The sequence below is a fragment of the Xanthomonas arboricola pv. juglandis genome (genome assembly GCF_001013475.1).
Lineage (GTDB): Bacteria > Pseudomonadota > Gammaproteobacteria > Xanthomonadales > Xanthomonadaceae > Xanthomonas > Xanthomonas arboricola.
This window is the reverse complement of the sequence record NZ_JZEF01000006.1, coordinates 178,596-196,352: the sequence shown is the minus strand read 5'-3', so window position 1 is coordinate 196,352 and position 17,757 is coordinate 178,596. Positions and strand designations below refer to the sequence as shown.

The following is a 17,757-nucleotide window of genomic DNA, read 5'->3' as shown; positions in this document are numbered from 1 at the left end:
CTGACTTATGCCCACGCCCACGCCCACACCACTGACCCTGCACGCCGACCGCCTGTTGCCCGCCGAACCCGGCACGCGTGCGATTGCGCGCCGCCTGTATGCGCAGATCGCCGCGCTGCCGATCATTAGCCCGCACGGCCATACCGACCCGGCGTGGTTCGCCACCAATGCGCCGTTCGCCAACGCCACCGAGTTGTTGCTGGTGCCGGACCACTATGTGTTCCGCATGCTCTACAGCCAGGGCATCGCGTTGGATGCCTTGGGCATCCCGCGTGCGGATGGATCGCGTGCAGCGGTAGATCCACGCGCGGCGTGGCGTGTGTTCGCCGAGCACTACACGTTGTTGCGCGGCACGCCATCTGCGTTGTGGCTCAATCACGTGTTCCACGACGTGTTCGATCTGCGTGTCCGGCTGGATGCAGGCACTGCCGATCATTACTACGACCACATCACCGCAGCCTTGCAGACGCCGGCATTTCGCCCGCGTGCGTTGTTCGAGCGTTTCAATATCGAGGTGATTGCCACCACCGAATCGCCGCTGGATACGCTGCAACATCACGCCAGCATTCGCGACAGCGGTTGGAAGGGGCGCGTGCTCACCGCATACCGGCCAGACCCGGTGGTCGACCCCGAACACGAGCAGTTTGCCGGTGCGCTGCAGCAGTTCGGCACGCTCACCGGCGAGGATGTGCTGACCTGGCAGGGCTATCTGCGTGCGCATCGGCAGCGCCGCGCGTTCTTTGCCGCGCATGGCGCAACCTCGACCGACCACGGCCACCCCAGTGCGGCCACCGCCGATCTGTCGCCGGATGAGGCACAGCGCTTGTTCGACACCGTGGTGCGTGGCGCAGCGACGCCCGCACAGGCCGAGCTATTCCGCGCGCAGGTGCTGACCGAGATGGCGGCGATGAGCCTGGACGACGGCCTGGTGATGCAGCTGCACCCGGGCTGCTTCCGCAATCACAACCGGCAGTTGTTCCAGACCTTCGGGCGCGACAAGGGCGCCGATATTCCGATGCGCACCGACTACGTGCAAGCGCTCAAACCCTTGCTGGACCGGTTCGGCAACGACCCGCGCCTGCGCCTGATCGTGTTTACCCTGGACGAAACCAGCTACAGCCGCGAGCTGGCGCCACTGGCCGGGCATTACCCGTCGCTGCTGCTGGGGCCGGCATGGTGGTTTCATGACGCGCCGGAAGGCATGTGGCGCTTCCGCGAGCAGACCCTGGCCAGCGCCGGCTTCTACAACACCGTGGGTTTCAACGACGATACCCGCGCCTTCCTGTCGATTCCGGCGCGGCACGATGTGGCGCGGCGCGTGGACAGCGCCTTTCTCGCCAAGCTTGTCGCCGAGCACAGGCTGGACGAGGACGAGGCGGCCGAGGTTGCGATCGATCTGGCGTATCGCCTGCCCAAGCAAGCCTACAAGCTGTGAGGCTGAGCGAGGCAGCACGTGGCGATGCCTGCACGCGTGCAGGTAGTGCGGATCGACCATGCATGCGTGCATGGTCGATGCGAGGCGCGATATGACGCACACGGGCATGCAGGCGAGGGTGATGCGCGCGCTCAGGGATTGCGCACGCCTTGCGCGTGTCGCGATGCTTTGCATCTGCGTGGTGGTGCCCGCGCTGGCAGCGCCACCGGCGTCGACCCAGTTGCCGCGCGAGCGTGTCTCGCTCAACGCGCAGTGGCGCTTCCATCGCGGCGATCCTCCAGGCAATCGGCAAATCCTGGACTACGACATCCGCCCGCACGTGCTACGCAGCGAAGACGGCAAGGTGGCCGACGCGCAGCCCGAGCAGGCGCAGCACCTCAATGCCGCCGCAGCCCGCGTGCTCAAGCCATGGATCCTGCCCACGGCCAACAACCTGATTGCAGATCCCGCGAAGCGGCACAAACGCCCGCCCGGCCACCCCGGCAGCAGCGTCGCCTTCGTGCAGCCGCAGTTCGACGACAGCGGCTGGGAGCGCGTGGATCTGCCGCACGACTGGGCCATCGCCGGGCCGTTCCTGGCCGATGGTCCCTATGGTGGCATGGGGCGCCTGCCGAGCTGGGGCGTGGGTTGGTATCGCAAGCGCCTGGACATCCCCGCCAGCGATCGCGGGCGCGCGCTGTTTCTGGATCTCGATGGCGCCATGGCCTATGCCACGGTCTGGCTCAACGGCAAGCTGGTCGGCGGCTGGCCGTATGGCTACAGCTCCTGGCGCGTGGACCTGAGCCCCTATGTGGTGTTTGGTGCGCGCAACCAATTGGCGATTCGTCTGGATAACCCGCCGGAGTCGGCGCGCTGGTATCCGGGCGGCGGGCTGTATCGCAATGTGTGGCTGACCAAAGCTGCGCCGCTGCATGTCGCGCATTGGGGCACGCAGCTGACCACGCCGCAGGTGTCGGCCGACACCGCGCAGGTGCAGCTGGCGATCACGCTGGACAATGCCGCGCGCAGCGCGGTGCAGGCGCAGATCAGCACCGCCATCTATGTGCTCGACGATGCACGTGGCACACGCAGCGGCGCGCCGGTCGCGCGCATTGCCGCCGTACATGTTGCGGTTGCCGCCGGTGGTAGCGCCCGTGTGCAGGGCAGCACGCAGATCGACCGCCCGCGTTTGTGGGGCCCGCCGCCGACCCAGCGCCCGCACCGCTATGTCGCAGTGACCGAGGTCAGTCAGGACGGGCACGTGGTGGATCGCTACGAAACACCGTTCGGTGTCCGCAGTATCGTGTTCGATGCCGACAAGGGCTTGCTGGTCAACGGCGAACATGTGCCGATTCGCGGTGTGAACAATCATCACGACCTCGGCGCGCTGGGTGCGGCGTTCAACCTGCGCGCCGCCGAGCGGCAACTGCAGTTGCTGCAGCAGATGGGCGCCAATGCCATCCGCATGAGCCACAACCCGCCCGCACCGGAGCTGTTGGAGCTGACCGACCGCATGGGCCTGCTGGTGGTGGACGAGGTGTTCGACAGTTGGGAGATGAAGAAGACCCCGCTGGATTTCCACCTGGTGTTCCCGCAGTGGCACGAGCCGGACCTGCGCGCGATGCTGCGGCGCGACCGCAATCATCCCTCGGTGATCCTGTGGAGCGTCGGTAACGAAGTCGGTGAGCAGTACACCGGCGTGCAGGGCGCGGCGATCGCACGCACACTGCACGCCATCGTGCATGAGGAAGACCCCACGCGCCCCGCCACGGTGGCGATGAACTACGCCTCGCCCGAGATGCCGCTGCCCGCTGCGCTGGATGTCATCAGCCTCAACTACCAGGGCGAAGGCATCCGCGACGCACCGGAATTCGCAGGCACCGAGCGCATCCGCAAACAACCGCAATATCTTGCGTTCCATGGCAGGTTCCCGCACAAGCCCATTCTCAGCAGCGAGACCGCCTCGGCGTTGAGCAGCCGCGGTGTGTATCTGTTTCCGGTGACGCCGGACACCAGCGCGCCGGTGCGCGATGGGCGCGGCGGCGACTCGGTCGCGCACCAGGTCAGCGCCTACGAACTGCATGCGGTGGACTTCGGCTCCAGCGCCGACAAGGTGTTCGCGGCGCAGGACCAGCATCGGTATGTCGCCGGCGAATTCGTCTGGACCGGCTTCGATTATCTGGGCGAGCCCACGCCGTACTACAGCTCGCGCAGTTCGTACTCCGGCATCTTCGATCTGGCTGGTTTTCCCAAGGACCGCTACTGGCTGTATCAATCGCGCTGGCGCCCCGACCTGCCGATGGCGCATCTGCTGCCGCACTGGACCTGGCCCGGCCGCGAGGGTCAGGTCACGCCGGTGCATGTGTTCACCTCTGGCGACGAGGCCGAGCTGTTCGTCAATGGCGTCTCGCAGGGACGCAAGCGCAAGGGCCGGCTGCAGTACCGGCTGCGCTGGGACGCGGTGGTCTACCAACCCGGCGAGCTGCGCGTGCAGGCGTACAAGGAAGGCAAACCCTGGGCCGACGACCGCGTGCAAACCGCCGGCAGCGCCGCGCGCATGCAGGTGACGCCCGACCGCAGCAGCATCCGTGGCGACGGGCAGGATCTGAGTTTCATCACCGTGCGTTTGCTAGATCGCGATGGACGCCCTGCACCGACCGCCGGCGATCGCTTGCGTTTCCGCATCGAGGGCCCGGGCGAGCTGGTCGCCACCGACAACGGCGATCCCACCAACCTGGAATCCTTCGCCGCGCCGCAGCGCAATGCGTTCAACGGGCTGTGCCTGGCGATCGTGCGTGCCAAGCCCGGCGCGCGTGGCACCATCACGCTGCATGTGGACTCCGACAGTTTGCAGGCCGCCAGTGCGCAGGTGGTGGTGGAGTGATGGAGTTCCCGATGACGCACTACCTGCGGTACCTGCACAGGAATCCGGCGATGCAGCAGACCCACGAGCGTCCGGTAGCGTGCTTGCGTTTTGTTCTGGCCCTGATCGGCGCTGTGATGGCAGTGCCGGCCTTGGCTGACTGCGACACCCGCAGCACCTCGCTCAAGCACGCCTACGCCGACGGCTTTCTGATCGGCACCGCCGTCAATGCTGACATCGTCTCCGGCAAGGACGCTGCTTCTGCCGCGCTGGTCGCCTGCCACTTCAATGCCATCACTGCCGAGAACGTGATGAAGGCCGAAGTGGTCGCTCCGCGCCCGGGCGTGTTCGACTTCGGCGCGGCCGACGCCTTCGTCGCCTATGGGCGCGATCACGCCATGTTCGTGGTCGGCCATACCCTGGTCTGGCACAACCAGACGCCGGAGTGGTTCTTCGTCGATGCACAGGGCAAGCCCAACAGCGCCGACGCGCAACTGGAGCGCATGCGCGCGCACATCGAGCGCGTGGCGGGGCGCTACGTCGGCAAGGTGCAGGCCTGGGACGTGGTCAATGAGATCATCGACGAAGACGGAAGTTACCGCGATACCAACTGGGTGCAGCGTGTCGGCGATGGCGACAGCGTGGTGCGCAACGCCTTCACCTTTGCCCACCGCTATGCACCGGATGCGGAGCTCTACTACAACGATTTCAACGCATGGCGGCCGAGCAAGCGCGATGGCATCGTGCGCATGGTCAGGATGCTGCAGCAATCGGGCATCCGCATCGATGGCGTCGGCATGCAGGGACACTGGGGGCTCAACTATCCCAGTCTGCGCGATATCGAAGACGCCATCGATGCCTACGCCGCGCTCGGCATCAAGGTCATGATCACCGAGCTGGACATCGACGTGTTGCCACTGACCAGGGAAGGCCAGGTCATCGGGACCGGGCTTGCGCACAAGCAGTTCCAGCTGCCGGAATTCAAGCGCTTTCTCGACCCGTATCGCGAGGGCTTGCCACCGCAGGTGCAGGCGCAGCTGCGCGATCGCTACGCCGAGTTGTTCGCGCTGTTCTGGCGCAAGCGCGACAAGCTCGCACGCGTCAGCGTGTGGGGCGTCAGCGATGGCATGTCCTGGAAGAACGATTACCCCGTGCCCGGCCGTACCAACTATCCGCTGCTGTTCGATCGAAACTACCAGCCCAAACCGGCACTGGATGCGGTGCTGGCGGTACCCGCGCACGCTGGCGAGCGCTAGCAGGGCTGCCGGCATGCGCAGCAGGCCTGCACGCGCATGGTGGCATCATGGCCCGACTTCGTTACTGGACAGACCGATGCGCTTGCCGCCCTATCTGCTGTTGGCCGTTCCGCTGCTGGCAATCCTCGCCGCCTGCACCAGGAAGGAGGTGCCGCCACCGCGCTTTGCCGCGATCGGGCATCTGCAGAGCTTCGATCGCAGCTTCAGCGAGGTGGTCGCTGGCGATGCGCGCATCGAGAAGCTCAGCGAAGGCTTCACCTGGTCCGAGGGCCCGGCCTGGGTCCGCAACGGTGGCTATCTGCTGTTCACCGATGTGCCGGAAAACAAGCTCTATCGCTGGTCTGAAGATGCAGGTTTATCGGTGTTTCTGTCGCCTTCTGGTTACAGCGGCCCGGAGCAGCCCACGCTGCGCGAGGCAGGTGCCAACGGGCTGTATGCCGAACCGGGCGGCACCGTGCTGCTGGCCGATTCCGGCACGCGCATCGTCGCCAGGCTCGACCCGGCCACGCGCAAGAAGACGCCGCTGGCGACGCAGTTCGAAGGCCACCGTTTCAACAGCCCCAACGATCTGGTCCGTCGCAGCGATGGCGTGGTGTTCTTCACCGACCCGCCGTACGGCCTGAAGGGCATGAACGATTCGCCGGTCAAGGAGCTGCGCTTCAACGGCATCTACCGGCTGGACACCGACGGCAGCGTGCACCTGCTGGACGACAGCCTCAGCCTTCCCAACGGCATCGCACTGTCGCCCGATGCGCGCACCCTGTACGTGGCCAATTCCGATCCGGAGCGCCCGATCTGGATGGCCTACACGCTCGACGCAGCCGGTGCGGTGACCGGCAAGCGCGTGTTCGCCGACGCCTCCGATCTGGTCGCCAAGGACTCGCCCGGCCTGCCCGACGGTATGGCGGTCTCCGCCGACGGCCACCTGTTCGCCACCGGCCCCGGCGGCGTCATCGTGTTCACCCCCGATGGCCGCAGGCTGGGCCGTATTGAAACCGGCGAACCCATCTCCAACTGCGCCTTCGGCAACGACGGCCATACGCTGTACATGACCTCGCATGCGATGCTGGCGCGGGTGCGGGTCAAGGCGCTTGGGTTGGAGTTCGCGCCGTAGCGCCCATTGGCCGGCCAAACCGCTGCACAGCAGTCGCCGCTCCCGTAGGAGCGGCCCTGGCCGCGATGGAGCTGTACCCATCGCCGTGCATGACAAGTCGCCTTCTCTCCGAGCCAGCAGCGCGATGCGACTCGAATGCAGCCAGGTCGCTTACCGAATGGCTTCCGCCTCACCCAGTACCAACACATCATCCAGCTCCGGCCCGCCACCGCGGTTGCCGCTGCCCGCCACGATGTACAGAGCGTCGCCGACCGCTGCGGCCTGGGTGCTATGGCGCCCTTGCGGCAATGCGGCCAGCGTCGTCCAGGTGGAGGTGGCCGGGTCGTAGGCTTCGACCTCGTCGTGCGCCTTGACTTGGCGCGTGCTCTCGCCGCCCATGACCAGCAGCTGGCCATTGTGTGCAATGGCGGCGGCACCGGCGCGCGGCGTCGGCAGCGCGGCCGGGGCAACGCTCCAGGTGCCGCGCTGGATGTCATAGACATCGACTTCGGAAATCGTCTGCGCCAAGGTGTTGCCGCTCTCGTGCGATGACCTGCGGCCACCGGCCGCGTACAGCTTGCCGTCGAGCACCACTGCATGGAAGTGATCGCGCGCACGCGGTGCGTCGGCCAGCTGCGTCCATTGCTGCGTCCTGGTGTCGAACGCATCCAGCCAAGGCACATAACCGCTCATATGGCCGCGCGTATTGCCGCCGACCAGGTACAGCACGCCGTCGTGCGCCACCGCGCCTGCCGCGCCGCGGCGACGGCCTTTGGGAATCTCCGCGCCCATCTGCCAGCGATCGGTGGCAGGGTCGTAGATCAACAGGTGGGTCAGCGCGGCTTCTTCCGGGTAGTCGCCGGTCAGGCCGCCGACGAAGTAGATCTTTCCCGACGACACCACCGCCTGCGCATGGCTGACCGCCAGCGGCGGCGTACTGCCCTTGGACCAACGGCGTGTTGTAGTGTCGAAGATGTCCAGCGGTCGGTCGTCGCGCCCTCCGATCAGGTAGAGCCTATCGCCGACCGACACCAGGCTGTTCTCATGGCGCGCGTGCGGTTTGTTGTACGGGGTCAGCGTCTGCCAGGAGGCCACCTGCTTCGATTGTGCCGAGGTGGCCACCGGCACCGCCTTGTCGGTGGCCTGACCAAGCGCGGGGAAAGTGCCGACCGCGGCAGCAAACAGGCTTGCGCGGAACCAGCTCGTCAACAGGCGCATGCAGCACTCTTCCGATGGCGTGGGCAGGCCAGTGTAGCGACAAGCGCGCGATGATCCACTCGCACAAGCAGGCCGATCCAGGGCCAGGTCGCGCGTGCTTGCGCATTGCCGTGATGTCCCCCGGCAGGCTGCCTAGGCAGTCCTGGTTGCCGGCTTCTTCACATGCAGCAGCACCGCGCATGCGAACACTACGGCAACGCGATACGACAGGAGAAAGGTGTGGCACGCAAACCGGCAAAGCAGGCGTCTTCGACAACACCACCCAAGACAGTTGCCGACGCGGCGGCACGCGGACTGCGGTTGCGCGAGCAGCATGGGCGTGGTGGCACCGCAATCGGCGTTGCGCGCGCGCGCGATCTTTCGGCACGGAAATCGCTTTCCACGCAGACCATCCGGCGCATGCATGCGTACTTCGCGCGCCACAGCGTGGACAAGACTGGCAAGGGCTGGGCCGACCGTAGCGCGCCATCGGCCGGCTACATTGCCTGGCTGCTCTGGGGCGGCGATGCCGGCCAGCGCTGGGCGGCACGGCAGTACCAGCGTCTGGAAGAGGCGGCGAGCGCGAAGACCCCAGCAGGAAAACGAGCAAGCGCGACCACGACGGCCGCCGCCCATGCAAGTGCCGCGGACAAGCGCACCCCGAAGAAGGCCGCGAGAAAGAAGGCAGTCGCAAAGAAGGCAACCGGAACGTCGCCAGCGAGAAAACCGTCGGCAACACAGGCCGCGACCAAGAAAACGAGCGCCGGTAACGCAGCGACGCGCAAGTCGGCGCCCTCGGCCGGTGCCCGCAAGGCGACCGGCAAGAAGGCAGTCAAGAAGACTGCGGCCAGGAAATCTCCTGCAAAGAAAGCAGCATCGACGAAGAAAGCGGTAAACAAGACGGTCGCGCGCCGAACTGCAGCCGGGAAGAGCGCTTCCACGCGCGGTGCAGCGAAGAAAGGCACAAGCAAGACGTCTGCGCCATGGAAAAGGCCCAACCCCAAGAGTCGCTCGCGCTCAGGTCCGCTGTCCCCGGCGCAGAAGGCACAGGCCAGACAACGCGCCAAGGCAGCAGGCCGCCCCTATCCCAATCTGGTGGACAACATGGCAGTGGCAGGTAAAGGCAGCGCTGCCAAGCGGGCGAGTGGATCGGGTGCTGCGAAAAAAGCTGGTAAACGTTAGCCGCAACCGGCTGTCAGAATGGCCGAACCCGCTCGGCTCACGCGCGACGGCACGGGAGAGATGGGTTGCGCGTGAGCAGACGATTGTTCCGGGCGCTGCCGCTTGCTGTTTCGGCGGCATTGGTCCGAACAATACTTCACCTCGTCCCACACCTTTTCCCACTTCTTGCGCCAGCAGAAGGGTCGCCTGCATTGAACGCAGAGCTTTTCCGGCAAGTTCTGCTTCTTGTGGGCGGCCATGGGAAGGCGGACGTCGGACGCTGTGCGGCAGGGGTTCAAGCATGCCATAGCGATGCATTGGCCCGAAGCCTCCGCCGCTCCACGGGATGCGTCAGCGGGCTTGGCAGCGTGGTTGTGAAAGCGGCACGCGCAGTGTCTATCGTGATGCAGGTTGGCTTGTGCCGAGATGGAACGAGCCCCTCTAACGCGGGGACATGCACTCGCCTCATCATCAGACAAGGACGCCCATGAAGCTGTTTCCACTTCTGCTATCTGCCCTGCTGTACGGCATTTCGCTGTGCCTTCCTGCACTGCATGGCGGTAATGATCAACTGGGTGGATTTGTCATCCTGCTGCTTGGCTGGATGCAGGTGCTCGATGGCCAGTGCCTGGCCTGGATGAGTAACCAGCTGTTCCTGCTGGCATGGCTGTGTTATTTGCTCAAGGCGGACAAGATGGCGGCGGCCCTGTTGGTAGCGGCTTGCCTGATTGGGTTGGATACCTTTCGCGCAACCCGGTTCGACAAGAACGAGGCTGGCCAGCAAGTCATGATCGATCACGTGGGCGCCGCATTCTATGTGTGGGAGTTGAGCTTTGTGGTCCTGCTCGTGCTGGTGCTGACGCGCATCTTCAATACATCCGGCGGCAGCCAGGGCGTCCGGGTATCGTGACCGGCAGGCAAGCCAAGGTGTCTGAATTGTGCAGATCTGCATGACATCCAGAGGGCGCTCAGGACCATCGACATGTGGTCGATCAACTTGAACCGCAGGTCGGTCATTGCCATCACCACGCTGGCGATTGCCTGCATCGCATCCAATCCGGAGGTTGCAGCGACCATACCACTGCTGGAGATGGTGGGTATCGACGTGTTTGCATACTGATTGGCAAGCCGGCTGGGCCCGGTTCTGCTGCAGGGCGTGGCGCCGGTGATCCGGGATGCATACATGCGCCGGGGCCACAGGCGGGTGCGGCCACTGGGCCATGCAGTCAACTGCTGCCTGGGTGGATACTTGCGGCAGGTGAGCTGGTACACCGGTCAGCTGGGGCTGGCCGTCGCGGTTGGTTGCACGCGGATCTGTGCGCTGCGTCGCCAGGCAACTGCCGTACCGGCTTGAACCCGAGTACCACGACAGTGGAGTCGATGCGTCGAACCTGCGCGGGTGGTGAGCGAGAAGGTGACGCTAAGGTGCCGGAACACGATTCGCGCATGGGGAACCGGCAGCGAAATCGGCAAGGTTGCGCAGGGTGATGTCTGAGATCTCCTGCAATGCCTCGGCAGTGAAGAATCCCTGGTGCCCGGTCACCAGCACATTGGGGAAGGTCATCAAGCGTTGGAACACTTCGTCGTCGATGATCTCGCCCGAGCGGTCCTGGAAGAACAACGCGCTTTCCTGTTCGTAGACATCGATGGCCAGATGGCCGAGCTGGCGGGACTTGAGTGCGCGGATCACCGCATCGGTATCCACCAAACCACCGCGCGAGGTGTTGACCAGCATCGCCCCCGGCTTCATCGACGCCAGCGCCGCGTCATCGATCAGGTGCTGCGTTGCCGGTGTCAGCGGGCAGTGCAGCGAGACGATGTCCGAGCGTGCGAACAGCGTCTCCAGCTCCACCCGCTGCCCGAGCGCATCGAAGCCAGGCGTGGGATAAGGGTCGAAGCCCAGCACGTCGCAGCCCATCCCTTGAAAGATACGCGCAGTCGCCAGCCCGATCTTGCCCAGCCCGATCAGGCCCACCGTCTTGCCGTGCAAGGTGCGGCCGAGCAGGCCATTGAGCATGAAGTTGCACTCGCGCACGCGGTTGTAGGCGCGGTGCGTCTGGCGGTTGAGCGTCATGACCAGCGCCAGGGTGTGCTCGGCCACCGCTTCGGGCGAGTAGGCCGGCACGCGTGCCACGAACAGCCCAAGTGCGGTGGCCGCAGCAAGATCCACATTGTTGAAACCGGCGCAGCGCAGCAGCACCGCGCGCACACCGGCCGCGTGTAGTGCCTGCAGCACGGGCGCATCGAGCTGGTCGTTGACGAACACGCAGACCACCTCGCAGCCCTGTGCCAATGCTGCCGTCTGCAGATCGAGCGATGCCTCGAAATAAACGAACTCGGCTGCACATTGCGTGCCTGGGCGTAGTTTCGCTTCATCGAGAAAGCGCTTGTCGTAAGGGCGCGTGCTGAAGACAGCCATTTTCATGCAGAGAACTCCATCGGTGCGGAAGGACAGTGACCCATCAGATGCCATGTGTCTGCCACTGACATTCGCCAATCAGTGCGGATGAGGCTAGCTCAAGCGGCGGCATGGACGTCAGCCTGACGGACAGAGTCTAAGCATGTCGCGCACCAACACTACGCGTCTGCGTCGGTGTGCGCTGGTTTGGCGATGGGGTTGCGCGTGTTGTCGATCGGCGATCAACACACCGCGTAGGTCACGGAATCGGACGCGTCCGCTTGCTCTCGCCACGGCAACGGTCGGAGCAGTACTTCACTTCGTCCCACACGCGCTCCCACTTCTTGCGCCAACGAAACGGCCGCCCGCATTGCATGCAGGGCTTTTCCGGCAACTCGTGTTTCTTGCGCATGGCCATGTGGCGCTTGAACCTGTCCGAAAGTGGGTGGGGCGTAGGTGAGGCCAAGCATGTCATGTCGAGCGATGTGGTGCAGATGCCATTGCAGGCAAGATGCTCTCTGCCGCCGACACCCCTGCGCTTGCTGCTCCGCACCGCAACAGACACCTCTGCTCTCACGCGCAAACAGGAACAGCCGGCCTCCCTTCTCCAATCCAGACAAGAGCAGGATGCGTCCCTTCTCCCGTGCACGGGAGAAGGAACCGCAAAGCGCCGGGCAAGGGTGCTCGCCCCAGGCGTGTCACCTGCGGCGCGATCTCACCGCTGGTACCGCAGGCGCCACGCGGCTGATCAACAACACGCCGCGTCCCACCGTCACCCGCAAGGCATCACCCACTGCGAAACCGCAGTGTTCCAGCCAGCGCCCGGACAGCCGCAGCTTGGGCACCGCGCAACCGATGACATCCTCGGCACGCCGCACGTCGTAGTGCTGGTAGCTCATGGTGACCCGCTCTGGAATGCGGAAGCCGGGCTTGCGCAAGGGCGGGGTAGGCGCCAGCGCTGGATCCACCGCTGGCTCAGCGTCGGTCATGCTGGCGGCCGGGCGGTGCTTGGATCTGGCGCGTGTCACAACAGATCGACTGGAAGGCGATGCAGCGCGTGCACGGGCGGTTGCTTTTGGACGGGTCATATCGAACTCCTTGTGCGATAGGAAGTCCGCCGCATCGCTGCTAAACGAGGGTGGCGGACGATGCGCGGTTAGCAGACCGGTCACAAGGAACCGGCAGACCTTGCGGTCTCCGCGCACCGCCCGCCGTAAAGCGAGCACGCCTGCCCATGCGATAAGTCGGGCAAAAGAAAAGCGCCGACATCGTGCAATGGGCGCTGGTGCGCCTTGTGATTACGGGCTGCTAAACCCGGCTGCGGAATGTGCCGCAGCAGAGGGATCTTGCTACTCGCCAACACAGCGAGTCAAGACAGCACGGCACGGCTCCCAACCGATCCCTCGTATCTGGCGTATCGTTGTGCTCAAAGACGGCTTCGTTATCCCACTACGAGAAAGCGATGACTTCCACTGCCGAAACGCCAGACCGTGCGATCCCACTACTCCCCGGTCGCTCGATCGAACACACGGTCGCCTTCTATCGGCGGCTGGGCTTTGTCGGCGACGCGCATCCGCACGATGTGGGCTACGCGATCCTGACGCGTGGCGATGTGGAGCTGCATTTCTTCGCACACCCGGACCTGGATCCTGCGGCCTGCTATGCGGGCTGCTATATCCGGGTTGGCGATGTCGATGCGGTCTACGCCGCCATGCGTGCCGCGCAGCTTCCGGCGCACGGCATCCCCAGGCTCGATGCTGTCAGCGACAAGCCGTGGGGGATGCGGGAATTTGCGCTTGTCGATGAGAACGGCAATCTGATCAGGATTGGGCAGGTCATCGGTGGCTAGGCGTCCAATCGCCTACATCTGCGTATCTGCATATCCGGAACAGGCTATCGGTCAGGTGGCACGATATACACGCTGCCCGACATCGCACGATGCAGACATCTGGCCTTGCTGGCATGCGATGGCAGTCGGCGATGCGTTTGCCGTGCGTCACCTTGCATCGATTGCCAGCTGTATCTGTGCCGGTGTTGCAGTGCCCAGCGCAGCATAGGTAGCGCGCAGTGCCTCCACAAAACGCGCTTCGCCAGAGAGCGTAGCGAACACCGCATCCACGGTGAGGAATGCCGCGATGTCATGGCTGGCATCGCCGGTGGTCGAATGGGCGATGTCGCTGAGGACCTCGCTCAGTGGATCGACCAGGGTAATGCCGTTGGCCGCCCGCCTGCGCACGAACTGCAGCCAGGCCGCTACCGGAATGCAGAGCCGGTCGACCCGGCGCCCGGCGTCCAATGCATCGCTGATGACGCCGAGCAGGCGCACCGGAATCTTCTGCGAGCCATCCCATGCGATCTGGGCGAGCAGGTGGCGGATGGCGGGGTTGCGGAAGCGGGCGAGGATGGCGTCGATGTAGTGCTGTGGGTCGAAGCCCGGCATGGGCTGCAGGGTGGGGGCGATGTCCTCGCGCATCAGGGCTTCGACAAAGGTGGCCAGTTGCGTGTGGCGCATGGCGTCGGCGACGGTTTCCAGATCGAGCAGGCTGCCGAGATAGGCGAGTGCGGAGTGCGGGCCGTTGAGCAGGCGCAGTTTGGCGCGTGCGTAGCCGGCGATGTCGTCGCTGAGGGTCACGCCTGCGTTTTCGAAACCGGGGCGGCCGTTGCAGAAGCGGTCTTCGATCACCCACTGGCTGTAGCGCTCGCGCTGGATCGGCCAGGCGTCGTGCAGACCGGTTTGCGCTTGTACGTTGGCGCGCAGTGCGTCGTCGGTGGCGGGGGTGATGCTGTCGACCATCGAGCGCGGGAAGCTGACCTGCCGGTCGATCCAACCCGCAAGCGCGGGATCGGTTTGCTGTGCGAGCAGCAAGACTGCGCGGCGTAGCAGGTTGCCGTTGTCGGGTAGGTTGTCGCAGCTGAGGACGGTGAACGGTGCGCTGCCCTGCTGCTTGCGTCGTTGCAGGCCGGCGACCAGATAGCCGATGGCGCTGCGCGGTGTGCCGGGGTTGGCGATGTCGTGCGCGATGTCGGGATGGGCGAGGTCGAGCGTGTCGCCTGCGAGGCAATAGCCTTTTTCGGTGACGGTGAGGGTAACCAGGCGCACGGCGGGATCGGCCAGGCGTGCGAGCACGGCGGTTTGTTCGTCGGCGGCGCACAGCACCTCGCGGATGGCGCCGATGATGCGCAGTTGCGGGTGCTTGTCGAGCAGGGCGAGGGTGTACAGGCCGTCCTGCGGGCGCAGGGCGTCGCGCACGCTCGGGTTGTGCAGGGAGACGGCGCAGATGGCCCAGGTGGGATCTTGCGCGAGCAGGTCATCGATGTAGACGGCCTGGTGGGCGCGGTGGAAGGCGCCTGCGCCTAGATGGACGATGCCGATGGTGGTCTGTTTGGGGTCGTAGCTGGGAGTGAGGACGGTGGTTGGTAGGTGCGCGAGTGTTGCGATGGAGAGCGTTGGAATTGGCATGGGTTTTTGTTTGGAATCGTGGGGGTGCTGCAAGTTCGCCTGTGGCCGTACCCTCACCCCAACCCCCGCTCCGCGCCCCGGCCCACGTCTTGCGACGTGGGCGCTCCAAGGCGCGCGCGCCAGTGGCGCGCAAGCGGTGCCTCTTCGCCCCGGCGAGAGGGGCTTAGGGCAATCGCGGCTGAGTGGGTTCTTCGCCCACGTCCGCATGGCGAGGGTGTCAACGGCTGCTACTTGTCGGTGACGGTAAAGCGTTGTGTGCTGCGGATGTCTGCGCTGGAAGCGCCGATCCGTACTTCGTAGTCGCCTGGATCCACTGCGTAGGCCTTGCGCTGCTCGTCGTAGATGCGCAAGGCGTCTTGCGCCTTGAGGGTGAAGCGCAGCTGGCGTTGTTCGCCGGGTTGCAGGGTGATGCGCTGGAAGCCGCGCAGTTCCTTGATGGCGCGTTCGCGTTGCGGCTTGAGCGGATGCAGATACAGCTGCACCACTTCATCGCCTGCGCGTTGGCCGGTGTTCTTCAGCGTGACCGTGGCTGTGAGCGTGCCATCGGCTGCAACCGTGGTGCGATCAAGGCGTAGATCCGAATACGCAAACTGCGTGTACGACAGGCCGTGGCCGAACGGATACAGCGGCTTGCCGGCGAAGTAGCGATAGGTGCGGCCGCGCATGGCGTAATCGTCGAAGGCGGGCAGGCGCTCGTCTTCCTTGTAGAAGGTGATCGGCAGGCGGCCGCCGGGACTGGCCTGGCCGAACAGCACATCGCCGACCGCGCTGCCGCCGCGTTGGCCGGGGTACCAGGCCAGCAGGATGGCGGGCACGTGGTGCTGCGCCCAGTCGATCGCCAGCGCCGAGCCGGTGGTCAACACCGCAACCACCGGCGTGCCGGTGGCCTGCAGTGCCTGCAGCAATTCGCGCTGCGGTTTGGGCAGGCGGGTGTCGGTGCGGTCGCCGCCGGCAAAGCCGGGATAGTTGACGTCCATCTCCTCGCCTTCGACATCGCCGGTGAGTCCGCCGACGAACACCACCACCTCGGCGTTGCGTGCGGCGTCCACCGCTTCCTGCAGCGGCGGCTTGGCGCCGGGCATGCGCCAGGCCAGACGCACGCCGGCATCGCGTGTGGCCTCGAAGTATTCCACGCGCAGGTCGTAGGCCTTGCCGCCTTCCAGCACGACGCTGGCATTGCCGCCGCGCATGCGCGGGGCCTCGCTCCATTGATCGATGAGCAGCTTGCCGTCCAGAAACAGGCGCACGCCATCGTCGGCGGCAATCTGCAGCTCGTAGGTGCCCGACACAGGCGGCAGCAGCTGGCCATGCCAGCGCACGCTGAAGTCGTCCTTGGCCAGCGCACGGTCGGCCTGCAGTTCACCGCGGCCCACGGCATCGTCGGTGGGCGCATTGCGGTCCCAGCGGAAGGCGATGCGCGGGTCGATGCGGGTCAGCACCGGCTGGCCGGCCAACGCACGTCCACGGAAGTAGTCGCCGGTGAGGCCGTTCTGCTTGGCATCCGGCGCCGGGCGCAGATAGCGGGTGTCGATCGGTGCAGCGGCATTGGGGTCTTCGCGCCCTTCCACCAGATCGCTGCCGCGCGCGTAGACCACCTGTGCCTGCGGTGCGGCGTCGCGGATGCCTTGCAGGATGGTGACCGGCGCGGCTGGCGTGCCGTAGTAATTGCCCAGCAGCGACATCGGGTCGTCGGCGGTAGGGCCGATCACGGCAATGCGCTTGAGCGTGGGTTTGAGTGGCAGCAGTCCGTCGTTCTTCAGCAGCACCAGCGATTCACGCGCGGTGCGGCGGGCCAGTGCATCGTGCTCTGGCGATTGATTCACCGCCGCAGGAATCTGCGCCCACGGCACCTTGGCCGGCGGATCGAACATGCCCAGCCGCATGCGCGAGGTCATCAGCCGCTTGAGCGCGGTGTCGATGCTGGCCTCGTCGATCAGGCCGGCACGCACCGCCACCGGCAGCGCGGCATAGGTGTCGCCGCAATCCAGGTCGGTGCCATGCCTGACGCCGAGCGCGGCGGCGGCCTCGGGCGTGGGCACGATCTTGTGGTTCTGCCAGATATCGCGGATGGCGGCGCAGTCGCTGACGATGTAACCATCGAAGCCCCAGTCGCGGCGCAGGATGCCTTCCAGCCGCGTGCTGGCCGAGGCGGATTCGCCATTGACGCGGTTGTAGGCGCCCATCACTGCGGCGACCTTGCCTTCCTGCACCAGGGCCTGAAAGGCGGGCAGATAGGTTTCATGGAGATCGCTCTCGCTGGGATGCACGTCGAAGTGGTGACGGTCGGCCTCCGGGCCGCTGTGCACGGCGAAGTGCTTGGCGGTGGCATCGAGCTTGCGGTACGGCCCTTGCTGCGCCTGCAGGCCCTGCACAAAGGTCACGCCCATGCGCGCGGTCAGAAACGGGTCTTCGCCATAGGTTTCCTGCCCGCGGCCCCAGCGCGGGTCGCGGAAGATGTTGATGTTGGGCGACCAGAAGGTCAGCCCCTGGTAGCGCTTGTGCTCGCCGCGCGCCAGGAAGGCGTGGTGCTTGGCGCGCGCTTCGTCGCTGATGGCGGTGGCCACCTCGGCCATCAACGGGGTATCGAACGTAGCAGCCAGGCCGATCGCCTGCGGAAACACGGTGGCGCCGCCGGCACGCGCCACGCCGTGCAGCGCTTCGTTCCACCAATCGTATTCGGGCACCTGCAGGCGTGGGATGGCCGGGGCGGCGTTCTGCATCTGCGCGGCCTTTTCTTCCAGCGTCATGCGCGACACCAGGTCGGCCGCACGTGCGTCGAAGGGGCGTTGGGTGTCCAGATACGGCGGCGGCGTTGCGGCCTGCGTGCCGGTGGCGGCCAGCGCCATCGCCAGCAGTAAGCCGCGCGCAGGTGGGCGACGCGGGGTGGTGGCGCGGTGGGCGGGGTGCGAATGCAT

At 65.6% G+C, this 17,757-nt stretch carries 14 protein-coding genes and 1 pseudogene; 8 read left to right on the top strand and 7 right to left on the bottom strand.

From position 1 onward, the window contains the following. The first annotated feature begins 7 nt into the window (after window positions 1–7). The 4 genes from uxaC (at window position 8) to XARJCFBP2528_RS20070 (ending at window position 6,647) form a co-directional block, all read left to right on the top strand. Window positions 8–1,435 carry a glucuronate isomerase gene (uxaC, locus tag XARJCFBP2528_RS20085; RefSeq protein WP_016903435.1) on the top strand — a complete coding sequence of 476 codons (1,428 nt, stop codon included), beginning with the start codon at window positions 8–10 and terminating at the stop codon, window positions 1,433–1,435. A gap of 163 nt (window positions 1,436–1,598) precedes the next feature. Continuing rightward, on the top strand, window positions 1,599–4,298 hold the full coding sequence (gene galB, locus XARJCFBP2528_RS20080; protein ID WP_230608594.1) for a beta-galactosidase GalB: 2,700 nt from the start codon (window positions 1,599–1,601) through the stop codon (window positions 4,296–4,298). 116 nt (window positions 4,299–4,414) lie between these two features. Beyond that, a complete protein-coding gene (locus tag XARJCFBP2528_RS20075; RefSeq protein WP_374057766.1) occupies window positions 4,415–5,533 on the top strand; it encodes an endo-1,4-beta-xylanase in 1,119 nt (372 codons plus the stop codon). 76 nt (window positions 5,534–5,609) lie between these two features. Then, window positions 5,610–6,647 (top strand): SMP-30/gluconolactonase/LRE family protein, encoded by a 1,038-nt coding sequence (locus tag XARJCFBP2528_RS20070; protein WP_016903432.1) that lies wholly within the window; start codon window positions 5,610–5,612, stop codon window positions 6,645–6,647. Window positions 6,648–6,797: 150 nt separating this feature from the next. Here XARJCFBP2528_RS20070 and XARJCFBP2528_RS20065 read toward each other — a convergent pair whose 3' ends face one another. Continuing rightward, entirely contained in the window at window positions 6,798–7,844 is a 1,047-nt protein-coding gene (locus tag XARJCFBP2528_RS20065; protein ID WP_047125037.1) for a Kelch repeat-containing protein, read from the bottom strand. A gap of 162 nt (window positions 7,845–8,006) precedes the next feature. Between XARJCFBP2528_RS20065 and XARJCFBP2528_RS24020 the strand changes: the two genes are divergently transcribed. Continuing rightward, window positions 8,007–9,005 carry a DNA-binding protein gene (locus XARJCFBP2528_RS24020; RefSeq protein ID WP_248802058.1) on the top strand — a complete coding sequence of 333 codons (999 nt, stop codon included), beginning with the start codon at window positions 8,007–8,009 and terminating at the stop codon, window positions 9,003–9,005. 92 nt (window positions 9,006–9,097) lie between these two features. Here XARJCFBP2528_RS24020 and XARJCFBP2528_RS24245 read toward each other — a convergent pair. Then, window positions 9,098–9,244: pseudogene (locus XARJCFBP2528_RS24245) on the bottom strand (DUF2256 domain-containing protein); the annotation flags it as partial. A 227-nt stretch (window positions 9,245–9,471) separates the two neighbouring features. Between XARJCFBP2528_RS24245 and XARJCFBP2528_RS20045 the strand changes: the two are divergent. Both XARJCFBP2528_RS20045 and XARJCFBP2528_RS23610 read left to right on the top strand, forming a co-directional pair. Continuing rightward, complete coding sequence (locus XARJCFBP2528_RS20045) at window positions 9,472–9,894, top strand: hypothetical protein (RefSeq protein ID WP_047125036.1); 423 nt, start codon at window positions 9,472–9,474, stop codon at window positions 9,892–9,894. A 72-nt stretch (window positions 9,895–9,966) separates the two neighbouring features. Continuing rightward, window positions 9,967–10,104, top strand: coding sequence for a hypothetical protein (locus tag XARJCFBP2528_RS23610; protein WP_155410736.1), 138 nt, complete (start codon window positions 9,967–9,969; stop codon window positions 10,102–10,104). A gap of 300 nt (window positions 10,105–10,404) precedes the next feature. Here the strand turns inward: XARJCFBP2528_RS23610 and XARJCFBP2528_RS20035 are convergent, their stop codons facing one another. The 3 genes from XARJCFBP2528_RS20035 to XARJCFBP2528_RS20030 all read right to left on the bottom strand — a co-directional run bounded on the left by XARJCFBP2528_RS20035 (window position 10,405) and on the right by XARJCFBP2528_RS20030 (window position 12,371). Next, complete coding sequence (locus XARJCFBP2528_RS20035) at window positions 10,405–11,409, bottom strand: 2-hydroxyacid dehydrogenase (protein WP_047125035.1); 1,005 nt, start codon at window positions 11,407–11,409, stop codon at window positions 10,405–10,407. Between the two features lie 232 nt (window positions 11,410–11,641). Then, the gene (locus XARJCFBP2528_RS22985; RefSeq protein WP_080959858.1) at window positions 11,642–11,800 is read right to left on the bottom strand and encodes a DUF2256 domain-containing protein; all 159 of its coding nucleotides are present in this window, start codon (window positions 11,798–11,800) and stop codon (window positions 11,642–11,644) included. A gap of 280 nt (window positions 11,801–12,080) precedes the next feature. Then, complete coding sequence (locus XARJCFBP2528_RS20030; RefSeq protein WP_047125057.1) at window positions 12,081–12,371, bottom strand: SymE family type I addiction module toxin; 291 nt, start codon at window positions 12,369–12,371, stop codon at window positions 12,081–12,083. A gap of 473 nt (window positions 12,372–12,844) precedes the next feature. Between XARJCFBP2528_RS20030 and XARJCFBP2528_RS20025 the strand changes: the two genes are divergently transcribed. Then, complete coding sequence (locus XARJCFBP2528_RS20025) at window positions 12,845–13,231, top strand: bleomycin resistance protein (RefSeq protein ID WP_047125034.1); 387 nt, start codon at window positions 12,845–12,847, stop codon at window positions 13,229–13,231. Window positions 13,232–13,378: 147 nt separating this feature from the next. On the opposite strand, the gene XARJCFBP2528_RS20020 is transcribed toward XARJCFBP2528_RS20025, so the two are convergent. Together XARJCFBP2528_RS20020 and XARJCFBP2528_RS20015 are read right to left on the bottom strand one after the other, a co-directional pair. Next, window positions 13,379–14,842, bottom strand: coding sequence for a mannitol dehydrogenase family protein (locus tag XARJCFBP2528_RS20020; protein WP_016903666.1), 1,464 nt, complete (start codon window positions 14,840–14,842; stop codon window positions 13,379–13,381). A 227-nt stretch (window positions 14,843–15,069) separates the two neighbouring features. Continuing rightward, complete coding sequence (locus tag XARJCFBP2528_RS20015) at window positions 15,070–17,757, bottom strand: glycoside hydrolase family 3 protein (protein ID WP_047125033.1); 2,688 nt, start codon at window positions 17,755–17,757, stop codon at window positions 15,070–15,072.